Here is a 19,238-nt window from a genome sequence, read left to right as displayed (position 1 = left end):
TTCTAAGTGTCCTTTAAATAATGATGGATAAGAATAAACATATAGACGATAATTTACTTTCTCGATTTTTATTGAAAGAAACATCAGAAGAAGAAAATCAAGAAGTAAATAGATGGTTAGCACAATCAGAGAAAAATCAAGAAGATTTCGATTCCTTTAAAAAGGCGTGGGCTCTTTCTGGTACTGTGCATCCAAAACCTGTTAATATTGATGTTGACGCTGCATGGGATAAAATGTCTAGGCGAATTGACGCATCATCTAACGATAACAAATTAATTCAGTTTCACCCTTTCTATAAATATACAGCAGCAGTTGCCGCACTTATTTTTATTGTTTTTGGTATCCGATTTTATACAAATCAACAAAGTAACTCTAATGAGATTGTCCAAAAGTATGTAACAGTAGATGTACCAAAAGTAGAAAAGCTGATAGATGGCTCTAAAGTTACTATAAATAAAAATTCTTCGCTTTCTCTACAAAATTTTGATACTTCTAGAGAGATGACACTTAAAGGAGAAGCCTATTTTGAAGTAGCGCATAATGAAGACAAACCATTTATTGTACATACTCAAAAAGGTGATATTACTGTATTAGGGACAAAATTTAATGTAAAAGAAGCTGATGGTAAATTAGAAGTTACGGTAACTGAAGGCTTAGTAAAATTAGCCTCGTTAACCAATAAAGACGATTTTGTTTTATTGAAAGCAAATACAAAAGGAGAAATAACAACTTCTTCTCCTGTAAAAGAAGAGAATACTGATGTGAATAGTTTATTCTGGGTAGATAATAAATTATCATTTAAAGATGTTGAATTAACGGCCTTAATTAAAACTGTAGAAGATAATTATGGAGTGAAAATTACCATCAATAATGAAAAGCTAAATCATAAAAAAGTAACTACCTCTTTTGAGAACGATTCTATTACAGACATTTTACAAGTCTTGGAAGCTACGCTTGATTTAAAAGTGCAGAAAATAGGAGACAAAACATATTCTATTGAGTAAATGATTAAGCCTGTTTCTACTATCTTATTGATAGTAATTCTATCGAGTACCTTTTTATTTGCTAATAATAGTAACGATTTATTAAGTCGGATTATAACTGTTAATGTAAAGAATAAGAGGCTTGACACCACTTTACAACTTATTGGGAAAGAAAGTGGGTTCTCGTTTTCTTATAATTCTTCAATACTCGATTTAGGCAAAAAAATAAGTATCAAGAAACAAAATGTTACTGTAAATAATCTATTAATTGAATTATTAGGTAGCCACTATGAGTTTAAACAAATAGGAAATTCTCATGTAATAATTAGAGAGGCATTAACGCTTACAATTAAACCTATAGAACAGAAAAAAAGGCATTCTAAAACAGAGTTAGAGCACTTAAAAAGTGATTATGAAATACAGGGTCGGGTTATAGATCAGAAAACAGGTAAAGGAATTGAATATATTGTTGTTTATGATGAAAGTGAAAAAGTACTATCACTTACAGATAGTTTAGGCTATTACTCATTAAAAACATCAGTAGAAAGACTACAAAAAGGTGTGTTTTTTAGAGGGCTAGGCTATTATGATACAATGGTTCAGCTATCACCTAAAATAGGAAATAAGACAACTCGATTTGATGTGGTACTTACACCTAACAATAACAACACACAGCCAATAACAACTGATTTGGCGATTCAGAAAGAAAAGATTCATCAACTTAAATTTATACAAAATTTCATTCCGGAAGAAGCCAATATTATTTCTAATAATATTGAATATACAGCTACTAGAGGATTCCAATTTACGCTCATCCCGTTTATTAGTAACAATAATTTCTTAGGAGGTAGTTATACCAATAAGTTTTCTCTTAATGTCTTTTTAGGATATTCTGCAGGGGTTGATAATGGATTAGAAGTTGGCGGCTTTGTAAATATAAATAGAAACAATATGAAAGGTGCCCAAATTGCTGGCATTAGTAATATTGTTGGAAAAGATGTAAATGGAGCTCAGGTTGGAGGAATTATCAATTATGATATGGCGAGTGTAGACGGATTACAAGTTGGAGGAATTATTAATGTTGTAGAAGATTCTTTAGTTGGTGTTCAAATTGGAGGTATAAATAATAACGTTAGAGAGAATGTAAGAGGATTACAAATTGGAGGAATTATTAATACAACGAGAACAGCTTTAAAAGGAGTACAAATTGGTGGCATCTATAATTATAGTAAAAATATATATGGGGTTCAGGTTGGAGGTATCTTAAATACCACTCAAAAAACAGTAAATGGATTACAATTAGCAGGAATAAATAGTTATACAAAAGATTTAAAGGGGTGGCAAATTTCTGGTATTACTAGCACAATTAGTGCATCTAATAAAGGTGTACAGCTGTCGGGTATTTATAATTATGCAAGAACGCAAAAGGGTGTTCAAATAGGGTTAATTAATACTGCAAAAGAAGTAGAGAATGGTATTGCTATTGGTCTGTTCACTTATTATAAAAATGGTTATCATGCTGTCTCTTATTCTATTAACGAAAATGGCTTTTTGAATGGTACGTTTTACTCGGGTACAAAAAAATTATATAACTATTATAGAATTGGAGCTCAAATAGATAAAAATTACAATTTTGGTATTGGTTTCGGTTCTTTTCTATTTAAAAGATTCGTATTAGAAGTTGGTCTAGAAAACGTGTATGATATTAAAATAGAAGATATTAATACTCAGTTTATTCAAATAAAAACACTCTATGTACAACCCGTTTTTAAAAGGTTATCTGTAACAGTTGGGCCTTCGTTTAATGTAAGTTATTCAAAAATACCTAATGAGTTTACCCCTCCTCCATCATTTTATCATCAAAAATTAAATGATAATAGTATGTATTGGATCTCTGGAAGTATTGGAATTCGTTATAATTGGTGAAAATTTAAATTTTAAGTAGGGGTTTAATTACATTTATGTGTCTATGTATATATAGGCAGATAATAAACTAATTTGGTAGGTAACCAATGGATATAACATTATAAAAAACACTAAATCTGTTATCCTTTTTTTTTCATTTGCGTATCAAACAATAAACAACTTAATAATTATGGGTTCAGTACATTTACAAAAAGATAATAACTATCAAAAATGTTTTGATGTTGCAGTAAAAAATGCACTCCAATTTGAAAAAGAGGAGTTTAAGAAAAACTACAACTCGCTAAAAAAGCGAATGAAGAAGGTTTAAAATAATTTAAATCTAATACAGTAAGTAATAAATCACCTTTTTAGAAAAAAAAATTTTCGGAAAAGGTGTTTTTTTATAAAAAAACTTAAACTTTGAAGTTATCTAAACTAATCTGTTGAAGATACAGAAATCAAACTAAATTTTTATTAATCATGATTATTAAACTACAAATTAAAACACTTCTATTATTTGTACTAAGTATGTTATTCTTTGGTTGTAGCGAAGAAGCAAAAGGACCGATTGAAGGACAAGAAATTACAACAGATTCATTTGAAGGTGTAGAATTAAAAGTAGCTGGTAATGTTGAAATTGTCTATGGAGAACAACAATCTGTTCGAGTAGAAGCACAACAAAATGTGCTTGATAACTTAACTACAAATGTTAGAAATAATGTAATGGAAATTGATTTATCAAAAAGTATGAGTAACTATACTCTTAATGTATACATTACAACCCCTCTTTTAAATGTAGCAAATGTATCTGGGTCTGGAACTATTAAATTTGAAAATCCAAAATCGGAAAACTTATCAATTGCTTTGTCTGGAAGTGGAAATATTGAAGGGAAAGATTTAGAAACTGTATCACGTGTAATTAATATTGCTACAAGTGGTTCTGGTAAAATTGTGTTATCAGAAATACAAACAAGTTCAATTACAACAATGCTATCGGGATCAGGAAGTATTGAATTATCAGGATCTACAGTTAGTATAATCGATCAAAAATCTGGGTCGGGTAATCTTGAAGGCTTTAATTTAACAACTGAAAATGCTAATGTTACAATATCAGGATCTGGAAATACATCGATTACTTGTATTACAAAACTTGATGTTGGCATTGCTGGAAGTGGAAGTGTTTTTTATAAAGGAACTCCAGAAATTAATACCTCTATCTCTGGTTCTGGTAGAGTAGAATCTGCCAATTAGAAAAAAGGTAATCGACTTGATCAGCACACTTATAAAAGTCTACTAATTAAGTTTTTAATAAGCTATTATCAATAAAATGGTGATAGCTTTTTTTATAATTCAAATTCTCCATTTTCAATCCAATTGTACACATCTTGTAAACTTTCTTGAATTGGTGTTGGTAAGTACTCTAGTTTATCAACAGCTTTTTGATGAGAAATTGGATTTTCGGACTCTAAAAGAGTATCCATTGCATAACTATTTGTTGGGAGTGGATTTTTCAGAAAGTTATCCACAATATCTGTCGCTTTAGCTAACATACTCATCCCGAATGTTGGTAACTTTATAGGCGACACCATTTTATGTGCTATTGTACCGTATAGTTTGGCAATCTCTGGAATAGAATAATAAGTATTACCCAATATAAATTTACCTTCTACCTCTTTACGGGCTGCAATGATACAACATTTTGCGATATCTTTTACGTCAATAATATCAAACCCTCCAGATGTTAACATTGGAAGTCTATAGGAATGTAAAAGTTTAAAAAGTTGATTAAAACCGTTGAAGTACAAATCTCCTCCACCAATAATAGACGTAGGATTTAGAATCGTAATTTTAATATCTTTTTGTTCAGACAGATAGCGTTCCATTTCAGCCTTAGAAAAATCGTAGCTTTTGTTTTCATCAACTACTAATTTTGCTGTTTCATCAAAAATACTGGACTGATTAGGAACTTCCATACTATGGATTGAACTAATAAAAATAAAATGCTTTACCCCTGCTTTTTTCGCTTCATCAAATAATAATTTTGATTGATGATAATTCACTTTTAAAACATCCTTATTCTGTCCATATCTAGGATAAACAATTCCAGCACTATGAATAACCGTAGTTGCTGAATGTACTACGTCTTGCAATGCTTTTATATTCCCTAAATCTCCTACTATCTGATCTACCTTCTGTAGTCTATCTGTTTGTTTGCGCACTAATACTTTATGCGGCATATTCTCTTTTAATAAAAATTTATGGAGAACATAGCCAACATGCCCAGTGGCACCTGTTAGTGCAATCATAATTAATCTACTTTCTTACTTGCTGCAATCATTACTTTAGGTGACATGCCATAATGCTTTTTAAAGGCATCTGAGAATTTTGAAAGGCCTTTAAAACCCAACTCCTGAGATACTTCTGTAACAGACATGTTCTTATTTACAAGCATATTCCTTGCTTCATCCATACGGATATTATTAAAAAATTGATAGACTGGCTTACCGAATTCTGCTTTAAAATCTCTTATTAATTTAGATCTACTAATACCAAATTCTTTACAGATTTCTTCTAAACTTGGTGTAATAGATAAGTCTTTTGTGATAAATGATTTTACCGCAAACATTCTCTCAGTATCTAAGAGACTTAGCATCTTTACATCTTCTACTCTTCTATGTGCAAAAAGTTCAAAAATATCACCCAAAATAGACATTGTCTGTCCATAAATAACTGATTTTTTAGAGACTGCAGTAGAAGGAATGGAGAACATTTTATCTAAAGCCGTAATAATTGAATAATTAAAGGGCTCAAAAAATACCCAAGGATCTTCATTGTCAAAAAGAGCCTTTAAATCAGAATATTGATCTTCTAAAAGACTAAATAGCAAAGACTTTTTAATTAAAAATGTAACCCATTGAGAGTTCATTTTGTCCATACCATAATTAATTATTGGTCTTTTAAGGTTAGAAATAATAATACCTCTTTTTCTACCAGGTCCAAATAATTGTATGTTCTCATCCGACTCATAAATATGAGTAATATCTCCCTCTCGGAGCATCATTACATAAATAAAATCGCTATCCTCACGGGGTAAATGTCTTACACCTAGCTCTTTTTTAACTTCACAGTCGTGTATTATAATTTTAAGTCCTTCAAACTGGGTATAAAATGTATAGTCTACGACACCATATTCAGAATTACCAAACAATCTATTACCATCGTAATCTACTTTTAAAAATTCTGCTAATTGTTTTGGGAAAGGTATATTTAATGTATGGTCAACATTTACAATTTTTTCTTCGTCTAATTTCATAAAATATTTAGTAGTACTTAAAACAGATGTATAAAAAACATGGGAATAATTCTTACTATTGCAAATATAAATAACAATTTGATGAAAGACGAGAAAGTAATTTTATTCCAGAAAATTCAGAAAGGGAAACCTAAAAAGAATCCAAAAAACATTCAAGATCACCTTACTTCATTATGGGCTGCCGTTCATAAAAAAAAGAATAGGAATAAAAGAATTATAGAAGAATTAAAGAGGATGAAAGTTGCTTATGGAAAGTACTTAGAAGCACCTCAACTCTCTCGTTTTAAAGAATTATATGCATTATTAGAACGCTTAATCTTTCTTGGCAAAGGTGCCAAGATGACTACCAAGCAACATGAAGTCTACCAATTAATATTAAATCATTTTATGGTAGAAGGTGTTCAATCTCCTTTTTTAGATACACTCGGATTTAGAGATTTGATACCAAATTATACAATGGCTCAAGAGAAAAAAACAAAGAAGAAGAGTCGAAAAAAACAAAGAGAAGAACGTAAACTTGAAATAATTGAACAGCTAAAGTTTAAATCTAAACTTACTGATATAGAAAATTACTTCTCGGCAGAAGAATGGAATCAGATGATTGACAACCCTGCCAAAGTTGATGCTTTATATGATAAGGTAATTAGTCCAATAGTGCTATTAAAACAACAAGAACACTATCAGAAACAAGCTTTTGATGAACACGAAGCGAAAGAAAAAGGACATGATAAAAATGCTTCTTCTACTTCCATTAGTGGTACTTCAGTAAATAGCTTATACAAACAATTGGCTAAAAAACTTCATCCAGATTTAACCCAAAACGAAGAAGAAAAAATACACCGTACAGCATTAATGAGTGAAGTAACAACGGCAAAAGAGAAAAAAGATATCTTTACGTTACTAGAAATCTATGGTCAAAATTTTGATGATTCTGCTATCAGTTTTAAAGAAGATGAATCTGAAAAATTAAAAACAATGCTAGAAAAGCAATTAGAAGAACTAGATATAGAAAAAGACGAACTAATTGGAGGCCCCATGGAACAATATATTTATACTCTTTTTACAGGTAAATCTGGAAGTGGTATTGATAGAGAAGGACGTCATTTGGCTGCTCAAGAAAAGAGTAAACAAGAAAATTACACTAAAATATTACATTCATTAAACGATGAAGTTGATTTAAAGAGTTTCTTACAACAATGGGTATAATAATAATTACTTTTATAGTATGAGTTGGATTGAGATAATTGCTGTCATCTTTAGTGTGATGTACACTGTATTAGCAATAAAAGAAAATATTTGGTGTTGGGCTGCTGCTGTAATATCTGTGTCTTTGTATATGTACTTATGCATTGATGCAAAATTATATGCAGAAACAGGCTTACAAGTATTCTATTTCTGTATGAATATTTTTGGCTTTTGGCAGTGGAAGTATGGTAAAAATAATCACGAGTTACCTCTTTCCGAACTATCTTTCAATAAGCATTTAATTGCTATTGGTTTAGCCTCAATTTTAGTATTTATATTGGGTTATTCTCTTGAAAAAAATACAGATGCTTCACTTCCGTACTTAGATTCTTTTACGACTATCTTTAGTATAATGGCAACTTTTATGGTCGCTAGAAAAATTGTTTCTAATTGGGCTTATTGGATAATTATTGATGCCGTTTCAATTTATCTCTATTATACAAAAGGTTTTAAACTAACTGCGGGGTTATTCCTAGTGTACACGCTACTTGCTGCTTGGGGATTATTTAAATGGAATAAAGAATACAGCTATGCAAAAAGTTTATAAAATATTAATTACGGGGCCTGAATCTACAGGGAAAAGTACTTTATGTAAAGCACTTGCAGATAAGTACGATACACAGTGGATTAAAGAGTATGCAAGAGAATATTTAGATCAGGTAGATAGAAAATACGTCTATAGTGATCTAAAAATAATAGCGCAGAAACAATCTGATTTTCAAGAAAAAGCAACTTTAATAGCCAATACATTTTTGTTTTGTGACACAGGTTTAGAGGTATTAAAAGTCTGGTCTGAAAACAGTTTTCAAAAATGCGACAAATGGATTTTAGATAATCTTACAAATCAAAAATTTGATTTAGTATTGCTTACTGATATTGATATCCCTTGGCAATTTGATGAACAAAGAGAACACCCTAAACCAGAACAAAGAGCCTATTTTATCAATCTCTATAAAAAAGAATTGACAGAAATCTATGGAGGATATCATCTTATTCAAGGTAATGAAGAAGAAAGGTTCTTTTCAGCTATTGCGTTAATTGAGAAGTATTGTCCCCAGTAAACAAAAAAGACTGCTTGCTATTGCTAACAAACAGTCTTTCTTTATAAAGAACATTTTGATTTAGAACGTCACTGCAATATTTCCATAGAAATTAACAGGTGCTGTTACTAAATATTTATTTGTATTATTATCCCAAGTATCTACATATCCATAATTGTAATACGATGCATTTGTTAAGTTATTACCCAAAACAGATACCTGAATATTTTTATTAATGATATAAGATACACGTGCATTAATAGTAAAATAGCCATCAATTGTATTTTCGTTGGCATTGTCTATGTAAGACTCACTCTGGTAACGCAGAGTAGTTCCTACTTCAAACTTACCTTGATGATACACAATATCTTGGTTAACTATCCATTCTGGCGTTAATATATGATGGAACTTGATATCCTGATCTTCTACTTGTGTATAGTTGTACGATGTAGTATTTCTTAAATCCCAATTAGGGTGAATTGAGTATTTTGCATCTAACTCTACACCAGTTCTAAAACTACTTTCCACGTTACCTGTAATTGGCAATCCATTTGGTCCTAACGGTCCTTGTAGAATGTATTCGTTTTCAAAGTTCATGTAGAAACCATTTAATTCTACATTCCACTGTTTCTTATTAAAACGAACACCTAATTCTTGATCAACCACATATTCTGGATCTGTACTTCCTATTGCAGGAGCGCCATTACTATCGGATAATAAGTTATCCACTCCTCCAAACATATCTGTTCTTGTAGGCTCTCGTCCTGTTCTACCAATTGTATAGTAGAGAGATGTAAAGTCTGAAGCTTTATAAGTTACACCACCTTTTGGGTTGAAGAAATTCCATTCTAATTTATCAAAAGCTACATCTCCTTCATAATCAAATGAGGCATATCTGTATTGTAAATCGGCAAATAAATAGAACTTACCAATGTTATACATTGCTTTAGTAAAAATACTTGCTTCGTTCTTATACCCTGTATTTTTATAGAAAAGAGATGGATCATAGTTGTTTGTTCCATTATGGTCTCTAGCATACCAATCTGCTAATACTCCTGTTGTCCATTTTAACTTCTCTGTTTCATACGTATAATTTGTAAAGAAACCACCAAAGTTTGAACGTAATGCATAATTATCTAGCGTATCTGGATCAGAATCATAAAACACTGGATTGTAATCATAATTACCATCTACAAAGCTATAAAATATGCTAGTGTTTAATGTAGATCTTTCTCCTAATGACCATTTATGGCTTAATTGAGAAAAAGACTGTGTAAAATTATCCCTTTCATTGATATTGGCATTTGTTCTAGGATCAATATCAATTTGTTCTTGACTTACTCCTGCCCATGCTAAACCATTTTGTTGGTTTCCTACAAAAGTAGTAAACCTTAAATCGTAGTTTTCTTTAAATAAACCTGCACTTACAAAACCAGACGTAGATTGGTTATCTGCATTGTATTTATAATTATCAGAACCTAGAGTAGAGATTCTAGCATAGATTGCTTTATCATTTTTAACCCCAGAATTATACTCTGCAGCTACTCGATAAGAGTTGAATGAACCATACCCAGCTTCTACTTTTGCATATTTTGGATCATGTAAATTAACTGATGCAAATTGTAAACTACCTGCATAACTAGCTGTACCATTTTTGGTTGTACCAACTCCTCTCTGAATCTGAATTGCACTTACAGAGTTAAGAAAGTCACCAAAGTTTGCAAAGTAAAAACCTTGATCTTCTGGTTCATTTAATGGTACTCCATCTAATGTCATATTAATACGAGATTGATCAATTCCTCTTAATCTAAAATAAGAGTAACCTTGCATTCCTCCTGCATCAGAATAGACTGTCATGGATGGACTTTCACTTAATAAAAACGATGGCTCTTGACCTACGTTTTTAAAAGAGATATCACTCACCAATAAATCTTCATAAGTAACTGGTGTGTATTGTGTTGCTAAAAATGAAGATGAAATAACGATTTCACTTAAAGCCGTTACGCTATCTTCATCAAACATACTTTTTTGTTCTTTAGTCTCTTGACTATAGACAGATGAAGATAGAAACACTAAAAGAGTGAGTAGTTGTATTTGAATAAATTTCATTAGACAATTAAAAAGTTAGATAAGCTACAAACTTAAAATAAGTTAATGTACTTCTATCTTAATGACTTCAAATAATGATGTAATTTTATAAAAGCACACAAAAAAAAGACAGAATAGTATGTTTAAAATTACTATTCTGCCTTTAAATAGATAGTCTAAATCTATCTAGAAAGAATAGATATCTTCCATTCTAGCTTTAATAATATCATTACCTAAATTTCCAACACTCCCTTCATGGGTATGATTTACAGACCGTTCAGGATTGTAATCGCCTTTTTCAATTCCTTCACCTACAATTACATAAGCTTCTCTAAATGGAACTCCTTTTAGAACTAGTTTATTTACTTCTTCTACAGAGAATAAGTAATCATATATAGGTGCTTGTAAAAGCTCTTTTGTTGGTTCCATTTTTTCGAACATCAACTTTGTCATTTCAAGACAATCGTTTAACATTTCGAATGCAGGTAAAAGCATCTCTTTAATTTGTTGCAAATCTCTGTGGTAGCCTACAGGTAAATTACTTAATACCGACATAATTTGTGTTGGTAAAGAAGTAATTTGGTTACAACGTGCTCTTGTTAATTCCAATACATCAGGGTTCTTTTTATGTGGCATAATACTAGAACCAGTTGTAAACTCATTAGGAAATTTAAGGAACCCAAAGTTGCCACCAGCATACAAACAACCATCCATAGATAGTTTAGCTACTGTTGCCGCTACAGAAGCCATTGCATTGGCTACATGATATTCTGTTTTACCACGTCCCATTTGTGCATATACAACATTAACAGCCATAGATTGGAAATCCATTAACTCTGTAGTACGTGTTCTATTTAATGGGAAAGATGAGCCATAACCAGCAGCAGAACCTAGAGGGTTTCTATCTGTAATATCGTATGCAGCTTTGAGCATTACCATATCATCTACTAATGATTCTGCATAAGCACCTAACCATAAACCAAAAGAAGAAGGCATGGCTACTTGCATGTGCGTATAACCCGGCATCAAGTAGTCTTTAAACTCCTCAGATTTCTCAATTAATGTATCAAAAAGTGATTTTGTGTTGTCTGCTACATTTTTTATAGCATCACGCAAATATAATTTTAGATCTAAGAGCACTTGATCGTTTCTAGAACGACCTGAGTGTAGACGCTTTCCAACATCACCATAACGTTGTGTTAATAGCATTTCTACTTGTGAGTGAACATCCTCCACTCCATCTTCAATTACAAACTCACCTTTCTCAATTTCTTCATAAATTTCTTGAAGACCTTTAAGCAAAGTATCCTTATCTTCTACAGTCAATAACCCAACTTCTGCCAACATTGTAGCATGAGCCATTGATCCTTTTACATCATAAGGAGCAAGTAAAATATCTAAGTCTCTATCTTTTCCTACCGTAAATTTATCAACTTTTTCATTGACTGTATACGATGATTTTTGCCAAAGTTTCATATCTATATTCTATTATTATTTTCTTCTTTTAAAGGACTGATTCCACTACATTAATTTAGCTGCATCTTCCAATATACGAATGTAATCATTTATACCGTTTGCTATCTCATCCAAACCAATATATTCATTCGCTGTATGTGATCTAGCCGAATTACCCGGTCCTAATTTTAAACTAGGAACAGGCATTAATGCTTGATCTGACAACGTTGGTGAACCATAAGCTTCTTTATTTAATGCCAAACCTGCTTTTATAACAGGATGATCTAAAGGTGCTCCAGAAGGATTTAATCGAGTTGATCTAGGTGTAACCGTAGACCCCACATGTTCTTTTATAATCTCTAAAGTTTCTTGGTTTGAATAGGCATCTGTAGTACGTACATCTACTACATATTTACATTCTGATGGTACTACATTGTGTTGAGTACCCGACTGAATAACGGTAACAGACATTTTTACTGGTCCCAAAGTTTTTGATTCTTTTGAGAATGAAAATGATCTAAACCAATTAATATCATCAAGTGCTTTGTACAATGCATTTACACCTTCATTTCTAGCAGCATGTCCAGATTCTCCGTGTGCTACACAATCCAATACCATCAATCCTTTTTCTGCTACAGCCAACTGCATTAAAGTCGGTTCTCCAACGATTGCAAAATCAATTTTTGGTAAATGTTGCCATACATCAGCAATACCTTCTTTTCCAGAAACCTCTTCTTCTGCCGAAGCACAAACTACAAGATTAAAAGGTAAGTTTTCTTGCTTATAAAAATACAGGAACGTTGCTATTAAACTTACTAAAGGTCCGCCAGCATCGTTACTTCCTAAACCATATAGTTTCCCTTCTTCCACTTCAGGATTAAAAGGGTCTTTTGTCCAATCTTTATTTGGCTTAACAGTATCTATATGTGAGTTTAATAAAAAGGTAGGCTTGTTTTCATCAAAATGAATATTCTTAGCCCATAAGTTTCTTTTATTCTGATGTACTTCTACACCATTATCAATAAAAAACTGCTTTACAATAGCAGCAACTTCATCTTCCTCTCTACTTAATGATTTGGTAGCAATCATGCTTTTCAATAAGGCAATCGCTTTATCTGTAAGTTCTTGATGTTTCATTCGTCTTTATTTTGCCCTAAAATTAGTCACTTATTTAGTAAAAAAGAAAATGCATGTTATCAGTTTCCCGTCAACATGCATTTCTATAATTGCCAACTTAAAGATAAGTTATGCTCCTATGATTTTAGTACCCACAGGAGAATTTGCTAATACTCCTTCTACTTTTCCTAACCACACCTCTGAAACAGAAGCGTCGATTGCATCAAATGCATTTTTTAACTTTGGCAACATACCATCTGCAACAATACCCTCTTCTTTAAATTGAGCAAATTTTGATGGATTAAGAATAGGAACAAGTGAGTTGTCATCATTTACATCTAACAGTACACCTGCCTTTTCAAAACAGTAACGAAGAGAAACTTCATGTCCTGCTTTACCTAAAGCTACAGCAACAGCTTGTGCCATTGTATCTGCATTTGTATTAAATAACTGTCCTTTACCATCGTGTGTTAAAGGAGCAATTACTGGCGTAATATTCTGTTCAGCAAAATTGATAATTGGTGCTGCATTGGCTTTACGAACATCACCAACAAAACCATAATCAATTTCCCATCCTGTACGTTTATCCGCTTCTATGATGTTAGCATCAGCTCCCGTAAGTCCTATTGCATTACAACCTTTTGCTTGTAACTGAGCAATAATTCTTTTGTTTACTAATCCGCCATATACCATGGTCACTACTTCTAAAGTCTCTGCATCAGTAACTCGTCTACCATCAACCATTTTTGGTTCGATACCTAAACGTTGTGCCATTGCAGTAGCTAATTTACCACCGCCATGCACTAATACTTTTGCTCCTTCTAGCTGAGAAAATTGGTCTAAAAATGAAGCTAAAGCAGCTTCATCATTTATTACATTTCCACCAACTTTAATGACTGATATTTTCATATTTTAAAACACAAAGGCATTCTTAAAAGAATGCCTTTTGTAAATTATTTATTCTCTAAAATTGTTTTTAAAACGGCTGCTGCAGCAAATGTTCTATTGTTTGCTTCTGCAATAATTAATGAGTTTTCGCTATCTAAAACTCCATCACTAGCAACAACATTTCTACGAATTGGAAGACAGTGCATAAACTTACCATTGTTTGTTAATGCCATTTTCTCTTCCGTTACTTCCCAAGAGTTATCCTTGCAAACAACTTTACCATATTCAGTAGTTGATGACCAGTTTTTAGCATATACAAAATCTGCATCTTTCAATGCTTCGTCTTGGTTATTTGTAAACGTTGCATCTCCTGCAAATTCAGGATCTAAATCATACCCTTCTGGTGCTGTAATCACTAATTCTACATCATCTGCGGCATTCATCCATTCTGCAAAAGAGTTTGGAACAGCCTGAGGTAATGCTCTTGGATGTGGTGCCCATGTTAAAACAACTTTCTTCTTTGGTTTATCAGAGTTTTCTCTAATTGTAACCAAATCTGCTAAAGATTGTAACGGGTGACGTGTTGCAGATTCTAAACTTACAATTGGAGAGTGAGAGTACTTCACAAAGTCTTTCATCACTGCATCTGCATAATCGTCTTCCTTATTTTGTAAGTTAGGGAACGAACGCACACCAATTATATCACAATACTGACTGATAACTGCTGCTGCATCTTTTAAATGCTCTGCCTTATCGCCATCCATTATAACACCATCTTGTGTTTCAATCTTCCAACCTTCTTTATCAATATTCATTACCATCACATCCATTCCTAAATGGCGTGCGGCACGTTGCGTACTTAATCTTGTTCTTAAACTAGGATTGAAAAAAATCAAACCAAGCATTTTATTTTTCCCTACGTCACCAAAAGCAACAGGGTTCGCTTTAATCTCTAAGGCTATTTTTACGAGTTCATCTAAATTTTGAACATCGTTTACCGATAAAAATTTATCCATGATCTTATTCTGCTAATTCTTTAGTAACTGCATTAAAAGCATCTACAAAAAGTTGTGCTTGTTCTTGTGTTAATGTTAAAGGGGGTAGCAATCTAATTGTATTTTTATTAGATGATGCACCAGTGAAAATCTTATGATCAAAAAGCAATTGCTTACGCATTGGTGCAACTGCTTCATTCATTTCGATACCTAACATTAGACCCTTACCTCTAATTTCTTTAATTGCTGGATTTCCCTTCAGCTGGTCAACTATCCACTCTCCCAAAGTAACTGATTTTTCAATCAAGTTCTCTTTTGCTAAAACATCAAGAACAGCAATACCTGCAGCACATGCTAAATGATTACCGCCAAAAGTTGTCCCTAACATTCCGTAAGAAGCTTCAAACTTTGGAGAAATAAATACACCTCCAATTGGAAAACCATTACCCATACCTTTAGCCATTGTTACAACATCTGGTGTAACATTGTACCATTGGTGAGCAAAGAAACGCCCGCTTCTTCCGTAGCCTGACTGAATTTCATCAGCAATAAAAACAGCATTTGTTTCATCACAAAGTGTTCTTATTGTTTGCATAAATTCTTCTGTTGGCTCATAAATACCTCCAATACCTTGGATACCTTCAATAATTACGGCACAGATTTCACTTTCAGAAAATGCCTTTTTCAAAGCATCAACATCATTAAAAGGAAGAATTAAAGTATCGTGCACTGCATTTACAGGTGCTACAATATTTGGGTTATCAGTAGTAGCTACAGCTAATGATGTTCTACCATGAAAACCTTTAGTAAAAGAAATAATCTTTGTTCTCTTGTTATAGAATGATGCTAATTTAAATGCATTCTCGTTTGCTTCTGCTCCTGAGTTACATAAAAATAAATTCCAATCGTGATAACAAGATGCCTCTCCTAGCTTCTCTGCCAACTCCTTTTGAAGTGGGTTTTGAATACTGTTTGAGTAGAAAACTAAGTTATCTAATTGATCACTTAATTTTTGTTTATAATGAGGATGAGAATGACCAATAGAAATCACTGCATGACCTCCATATAAATCTAAATATTTCTCATCATTTTTATCGTAAATCCATACATCCTCTCCTTTAACAGGTTCAATATTGAATAGAGGATATACATCAAATAAATTTGCCATCTTCTGATTAATTTAAACTGTAAAGTGATTTAGAATGCCATTGGCTTTAAGTTTAATCCTAACTTTTCGTCAAGACCAAAAATTAAGTTCATGTTCTGAACTGCTTGTCCAACTGCTCCTTTTAGAAGATTATCAATTGCAGATGTAACTAATAATGTATCATCATGCTTTTCAATGCTGATAAACCCTCTATTTGTATTTACAACCAATTTTAAATCAAGTGCTCCGTCTATTACATGTGTAAATGCAGCATCACCGTAATAATCTTTAAATAATTTTACGGCTTCTTCTTGAGATAAATCAGATTTTAAATAACAAGAAGCTAAAATTCCTCTTGTGAAATTTCCTCTGTAAGGAATAAAATTAATCTTATGATTGAACCCATCTTGTAATTGATTCATTGTCTGACCAATTTCTAAAAGATGTTGATGGTTAAATGCTTTATAATGAGAAATGTTACTTGTTCTCCAAGTAAAAGCTGTACTAGCCATTAACTTAACACCTGCTCCTGTAGAACCTGTAATTGCACTAATGTGTACTTCGCTATTTAATTTTTGGGCTGCAGCTAATGGTAATAATGCAATCTGAATAGCTGTTGCAAAACAACCAGGGTTAGCAATATTTTTAGCAGATTTAATTGCCTCTCTTTGTAATTCTGGTAAACCGTAAATAAACTCACGATCACCGATTTTCATAGATCTATCTTGAACAATTCCTTCGCCCAACCTGAAATCTTGACTAAGGTCAATAATCACAGTCTCTGCAGGGAATGTATTATCTTCTAAAAACTTAACAGATTCACCATGTCCTAAACACAAGAAAACTACTTCTGCTTGTCCAATATCACCAGTAAAAACTAAATCAGTTTCACCAAATAAATCTTTATGTGAGTTGTGAACAGCCTTTCCTACCTGACTACGGCTATGAACATATGCAATTTCAACTTCAGGGTGGTTAATTAATACTCTTAATAATTCTCCGCCAGTCATACCAGCACCACCGATGATTCCTACTTTCATTATCTTGTTTGTTTTTAAAATTAGCGAGTTTGTTGTTATAAAAAAGGATGTAGGACTTTTCCTACACCCTTAGTTTTACCAATTCAATTTATCAGGTTTAATATCTATTCAGAAACCTTCTCTTCGGCAGCTTCTTTTACTTTACCGAAGATCATGTTTTGATTTGCTAAAATTGTTGCAAAGCCACGAGCATCTTCACCAGTCCAAGCATTGTTCATTTCACCATAAGCTCCGAATGTACTGTTCATCAAATCATATTTAGACTCGATTCCCTCTAATTCAAATCTGTAAGGATGTAATGTTACAAATACTTCACCTGTTACGTGATCTTGTGTATCTGCTAGGAACTTTTCGATATTACGCATTACAGGATCAATCCATTGTCCTTCGTGCGTTAACATACCATAGTAGTTACCTAATTGCTCTTTCCAATACAATTGCCATTTTGCCAAAGTATGCTTCTCTAACAAGTGGTGTGCCTTAATAGTTAGTAAAGGTGCAGCAGCTTCAAAACCAACTCTACCTTTAATACCAATAATAGTATCACCCACATGAATGTCTCTTCCGATACCAAATGGAGAAGCAATTTTGTTTAATTCTTGAATTGCCTGAACTGGCTTGTCAAAAATCTTTCCATCGATACCTACTAGTTCACCTTTCTCGAATGTTAAACTAAGTTTCTTTGGAATTGTTTCAGTTACCTGCGTTGGGAAAGCTTCTTCTGGTAATGTATTACGAGAACCTAAAGTTTCTTTACCTCCAACAGATGTACCCCATAAACCTTGATTAATAGAGTACATAGATTTAGACCAATCACCATCAACACCTTTAGCAATTAAGTAATCAATTTCATCTTGACGTGATAATTGATTATCTCTAATAGGTGTAATAATTTCAGCCTCTGGGCAGATAATTTTAAAAGCCATATCAAAACGGATTTGGTCGTTACCAGCACCAGTAGATCCATGAGCAATACTATCTGCATCAATTTTCTTAGCATATTCTGCAATTGCCAAAGCTTGGAATACACGCTCTGCACTTACAGATAATGGATAAGTGTTATATCTTAAAGCATTTCCGAATACCAAGTATTTTACACATTGGTCGTAAAATGTTTCTGTTTGATCTAATGTAATATGAGAAGCAACGCCTAATTTATAAGCCTTTTCCTCAATTTCTTTCAACTCTTCGTCCGAGAAACCTCCTGTCTGAACGATAGCGGTATGCACTTCTAACCCTCTTTCTTCTGATAGATACTTTACACAATAAGTTGTATCTAATCCACCACTAAAGGCCAAAACCACTTTATTACTCATCTTACTAATTGTTTGTATTGTTAATTTCTTTGTTGTTACTCTACTTCAGTATCAACTGTTGATTTGTATCTCGGATCTTTTGGATCGAAAATCATTCCTGTACATAAGCAATGCTTACGTTCAGTACGTTGTAGAATATCATAATTCACACAACTCTGACAACCTTTCCAAAATTGTTCATCATCTGTCAATTCAGAAAATGTAACTGGTCTATACCCTAGTTCACTGTTAATTCTCATTACAGGTAAACTTGTTGTTAAACCAAATAATTTTGCATCAGGATATTTCTTTCTAGAAAGTTGAAAAGCTTTCTTTTTAATCGCTTTTGCTAAACCAGTTCCTCTAAATTTAGGATTCACAATTAAACCTGAGTTAGCAACATATTTATTATGTCCCCAAGACTCAATATAACAAAACCCTGCAAAAGTACCATCGTCAGCAATTGCTATAACTCCTTTACCTTCTACAAATTTATTTTCTATATATTCAATGCTTCTTTTTGCAATACCAGTACCTCTGGCTTTTGCTGATTCTTCGATCTGAGAACAGATATCCTTCGCATATTCTCTATGCTCATTAATGTCTGCCTCAATAATTGAAAAACTCGATATATGCTGCATTTCTTGAATTAAATTCTTTACTGTCATTTCTAAAACTCTTAAGGAGTAAGTAAATCAGTGAGATTTTTTCTACGCCTTATTTAATAA

The 19,238-nt window shown here is 32.5% G+C and carries 17 protein-coding genes; 6 read left to right on the top strand and 11 right to left on the bottom strand.

Annotated features, from left to right (window positions below; translation table 11 throughout):
• Positions 1–20 precede the first annotated feature (20 nt).
• The 3 genes from EI427_RS03135 to EI427_RS03125 all read left to right on the top strand — a co-directional run bounded on the left by EI427_RS03135 (position 21) and on the right by EI427_RS03125 (position 4,139).
• Positions 21–1,004, top strand: coding sequence for a FecR family protein (locus EI427_RS03135; protein ID WP_126611526.1), 984 nt, complete (start codon positions 21–23; stop codon positions 1,002–1,004).
• Entirely contained in the window at positions 1,005–2,909 is a 1,905-nt protein-coding gene (locus tag EI427_RS03130; protein WP_126611523.1) for an STN domain-containing protein, read from the top strand.
• Between the two features lie 459 nt (positions 2,910–3,368).
• A complete protein-coding gene (locus EI427_RS03125; protein WP_126611521.1) occupies positions 3,369–4,139 on the top strand; it encodes a head GIN domain-containing protein in 771 nt (256 codons plus the stop codon).
• Positions 4,140–4,231: 92 nt separating this feature from the next.
• Here EI427_RS03125 and EI427_RS03120 read toward each other — a convergent pair whose 3' ends face one another.
• Together EI427_RS03120 and EI427_RS03115 are read right to left on the bottom strand one after the other, a co-directional pair.
• On the bottom strand, positions 4,232–5,194 hold the full coding sequence (locus EI427_RS03120; protein ID WP_126611518.1) for an NAD-dependent epimerase/dehydratase family protein: 963 nt from the start codon (positions 5,192–5,194) through the stop codon (positions 4,232–4,234).
• 2 nt (positions 5,195–5,196) lie between these two features.
• Positions 5,197–6,201 (bottom strand): helix-turn-helix domain-containing protein, encoded by a 1,005-nt coding sequence (locus EI427_RS03115; RefSeq protein WP_126611516.1) that lies wholly within the window; start codon positions 6,199–6,201, stop codon positions 5,197–5,199.
• Between the two features lie 39 nt (positions 6,202–6,240).
• Between EI427_RS03115 and EI427_RS03110 the strand changes: the two genes are divergently transcribed.
• From EI427_RS03110 to EI427_RS03100, 3 genes are read left to right on the top strand one after another with little or no spacing between them, the layout of a single operon-like run.
• Complete coding sequence (locus EI427_RS03110; protein ID WP_155523272.1) at positions 6,241–7,407, top strand: hypothetical protein; 1,167 nt, start codon at positions 6,241–6,243, stop codon at positions 7,405–7,407.
• Between the two features lie 19 nt (positions 7,408–7,426).
• A complete protein-coding gene (pnuC, locus tag EI427_RS03105) occupies positions 7,427–7,993 on the top strand; it encodes a nicotinamide riboside transporter PnuC (RefSeq protein ID WP_126611511.1) in 567 nt (188 codons plus the stop codon).
• On the top strand, positions 7,977–8,507 hold the full coding sequence (locus EI427_RS03100; protein WP_126611508.1) for an AAA family ATPase: 531 nt from the start codon (positions 7,977–7,979) through the stop codon (positions 8,505–8,507). Before pnuC ends, EI427_RS03100 begins: the two co-directional genes overlap by 17 nt.
• 60 nt (positions 8,508–8,567) lie before the next feature.
• Here the strand turns inward: EI427_RS03100 and EI427_RS03095 are convergent, their stop codons facing one another.
• From EI427_RS03095 to EI427_RS03055, 9 genes are all read right to left on the bottom strand, one after another.
• Entirely contained in the window at positions 8,568–10,595 is a 2,028-nt protein-coding gene (locus EI427_RS03095) for a TonB-dependent receptor (RefSeq protein ID WP_126611506.1), read from the bottom strand.
• 165 nt (positions 10,596–10,760) lie between these two features.
• On the bottom strand, positions 10,761–12,050 hold the full coding sequence (argH, locus tag EI427_RS03090) for an argininosuccinate lyase (RefSeq protein ID WP_126611503.1): 1,290 nt from the start codon (positions 12,048–12,050) through the stop codon (positions 10,761–10,763).
• A 45-nt stretch (positions 12,051–12,095) separates the two neighbouring features.
• Entirely contained in the window at positions 12,096–13,166 is a 1,071-nt protein-coding gene (locus EI427_RS03085; protein WP_126611501.1) for a M20 family metallo-hydrolase, read from the bottom strand.
• A gap of 108 nt (positions 13,167–13,274) precedes the next feature.
• Positions 13,275–14,054 (bottom strand): acetylglutamate kinase, encoded by a 780-nt coding sequence (gene argB / locus EI427_RS03080; RefSeq protein WP_126611499.1) that lies wholly within the window; start codon positions 14,052–14,054, stop codon positions 13,275–13,277.
• Positions 14,055–14,098: 44 nt separating this feature from the next.
• Positions 14,099–15,049 (bottom strand): N-acetylornithine carbamoyltransferase, encoded by a 951-nt coding sequence (locus EI427_RS03075; protein ID WP_126611497.1) that lies wholly within the window; start codon positions 15,047–15,049, stop codon positions 14,099–14,101.
• 4 nt (positions 15,050–15,053) lie between these two features.
• Entirely contained in the window at positions 15,054–16,196 is a 1,143-nt protein-coding gene (locus EI427_RS03070) for an aspartate aminotransferase family protein (protein ID WP_126611495.1), read from the bottom strand.
• A 29-nt stretch (positions 16,197–16,225) separates the two neighbouring features.
• Positions 16,226–17,215 (bottom strand): N-acetyl-gamma-glutamyl-phosphate reductase, encoded by a 990-nt coding sequence (argC, locus tag EI427_RS03065; protein ID WP_126611492.1) that lies wholly within the window; start codon positions 17,213–17,215, stop codon positions 16,226–16,228.
• A 104-nt stretch (positions 17,216–17,319) separates the two neighbouring features.
• Positions 17,320–18,531 carry an argininosuccinate synthase gene (locus tag EI427_RS03060; protein ID WP_126611490.1) on the bottom strand — a complete coding sequence of 404 codons (1,212 nt, stop codon included), beginning with the start codon at positions 18,529–18,531 and terminating at the stop codon, positions 17,320–17,322.
• A 35-nt stretch (positions 18,532–18,566) separates the two neighbouring features.
• Entirely contained in the window at positions 18,567–19,178 is a 612-nt protein-coding gene (locus EI427_RS03055) for a GNAT family N-acetyltransferase (protein ID WP_240655347.1), read from the bottom strand.
• Positions 19,179–19,238 lie beyond the last annotated feature (60 nt).

It is taken from the genome of Flammeovirga pectinis (genome assembly GCF_003970675.1).
Taxonomy (GTDB): Bacteria; Bacteroidota; Bacteroidia; order Cytophagales; family Flammeovirgaceae; genus Flammeovirga; species Flammeovirga pectinis.
This window is presented reverse-complemented; position numbering and strand designations above follow the sequence as displayed.

What these genes read in the sequence shown, in the direction of transcription:
- EI427_RS03115 (WP_126611516.1), bottom strand. Translation starts at nt 6,201, where the DNA reads ATGAAATTAGACGAAGAAAAAATTGTAAATGTTGACCATACATTAAAT.
- EI427_RS03075 (WP_126611497.1), bottom strand. Translation starts at nt 15,049, where the DNA reads ATGGATAAATTTTTATCGGTAAACGATGTTCAAAATTTAGATGAACTC.
- EI427_RS03120 (WP_126611518.1), bottom strand. Translation starts at nt 5,194, where the DNA reads ATGATTGCACTAACAGGTGCCACTGGGCATGTTGGCTATGTTCTCCAT.
- EI427_RS03125 (WP_126611521.1), top strand. Translation starts at nt 3,369, where the DNA reads ATGATTATTAAACTACAAATTAAAACACTTCTATTATTTGTACTAAGT.
- pnuC (WP_126611511.1), top strand. Translation starts at nt 7,427, where the DNA reads ATGAGTTGGATTGAGATAATTGCTGTCATCTTTAGTGTGATGTACACT.
- EI427_RS03060 (WP_126611490.1), bottom strand. Translation starts at nt 18,531, where the DNA reads ATGAGTAATAAAGTGGTTTTGGCCTTTAGTGGTGGATTAGATACAACT.
- EI427_RS03135 (WP_126611526.1), top strand. Translation starts at nt 21, where the DNA reads ATGATGGATAAGAATAAACATATAGACGATAATTTACTTTCTCGATTT.
- EI427_RS03070 (WP_126611495.1), bottom strand. Translation starts at nt 16,196, where the DNA reads ATGGCAAATTTATTTGATGTATATCCTCTATTCAATATTGAACCTGTT.
- EI427_RS03055 (WP_240655347.1), bottom strand. Translation starts at nt 19,178, where the DNA reads ATGACAGTAAAGAATTTAATTCAAGAAATGCAGCATATATCGAGTTTT.
- argC (WP_126611492.1), bottom strand. Translation starts at nt 17,215, where the DNA reads ATGAAAGTAGGAATCATCGGTGGTGCTGGTATGACTGGCGGAGAATTA.
- EI427_RS03085 (WP_126611501.1), bottom strand. Translation starts at nt 13,166, where the DNA reads ATGAAACATCAAGAACTTACAGATAAAGCGATTGCCTTATTGAAAAGC.
- EI427_RS03130 (WP_126611523.1), top strand. Translation starts at nt 1,005, where the DNA reads ATGATTAAGCCTGTTTCTACTATCTTATTGATAGTAATTCTATCGAGT.
- EI427_RS03110 (WP_155523272.1), top strand. Translation starts at nt 6,241, where the DNA reads ATGGGAATAATTCTTACTATTGCAAATATAAATAACAATTTGATGAAA.
- EI427_RS03100 (WP_126611508.1), top strand. Translation starts at nt 7,977, where the DNA reads ATGCAAAAAGTTTATAAAATATTAATTACGGGGCCTGAATCTACAGGG.
- EI427_RS03095 (WP_126611506.1), bottom strand. Translation starts at nt 10,595, where the DNA reads ATGAAATTTATTCAAATACAACTACTCACTCTTTTAGTGTTTCTATCT.
- argB (WP_126611499.1), bottom strand. Translation starts at nt 14,054, where the DNA reads ATGAAAATATCAGTCATTAAAGTTGGTGGAAATGTAATAAATGATGAA.
- argH (WP_126611503.1), bottom strand. Translation starts at nt 12,050, where the DNA reads ATGAAACTTTGGCAAAAATCATCGTATACAGTCAATGAAAAAGTTGAT.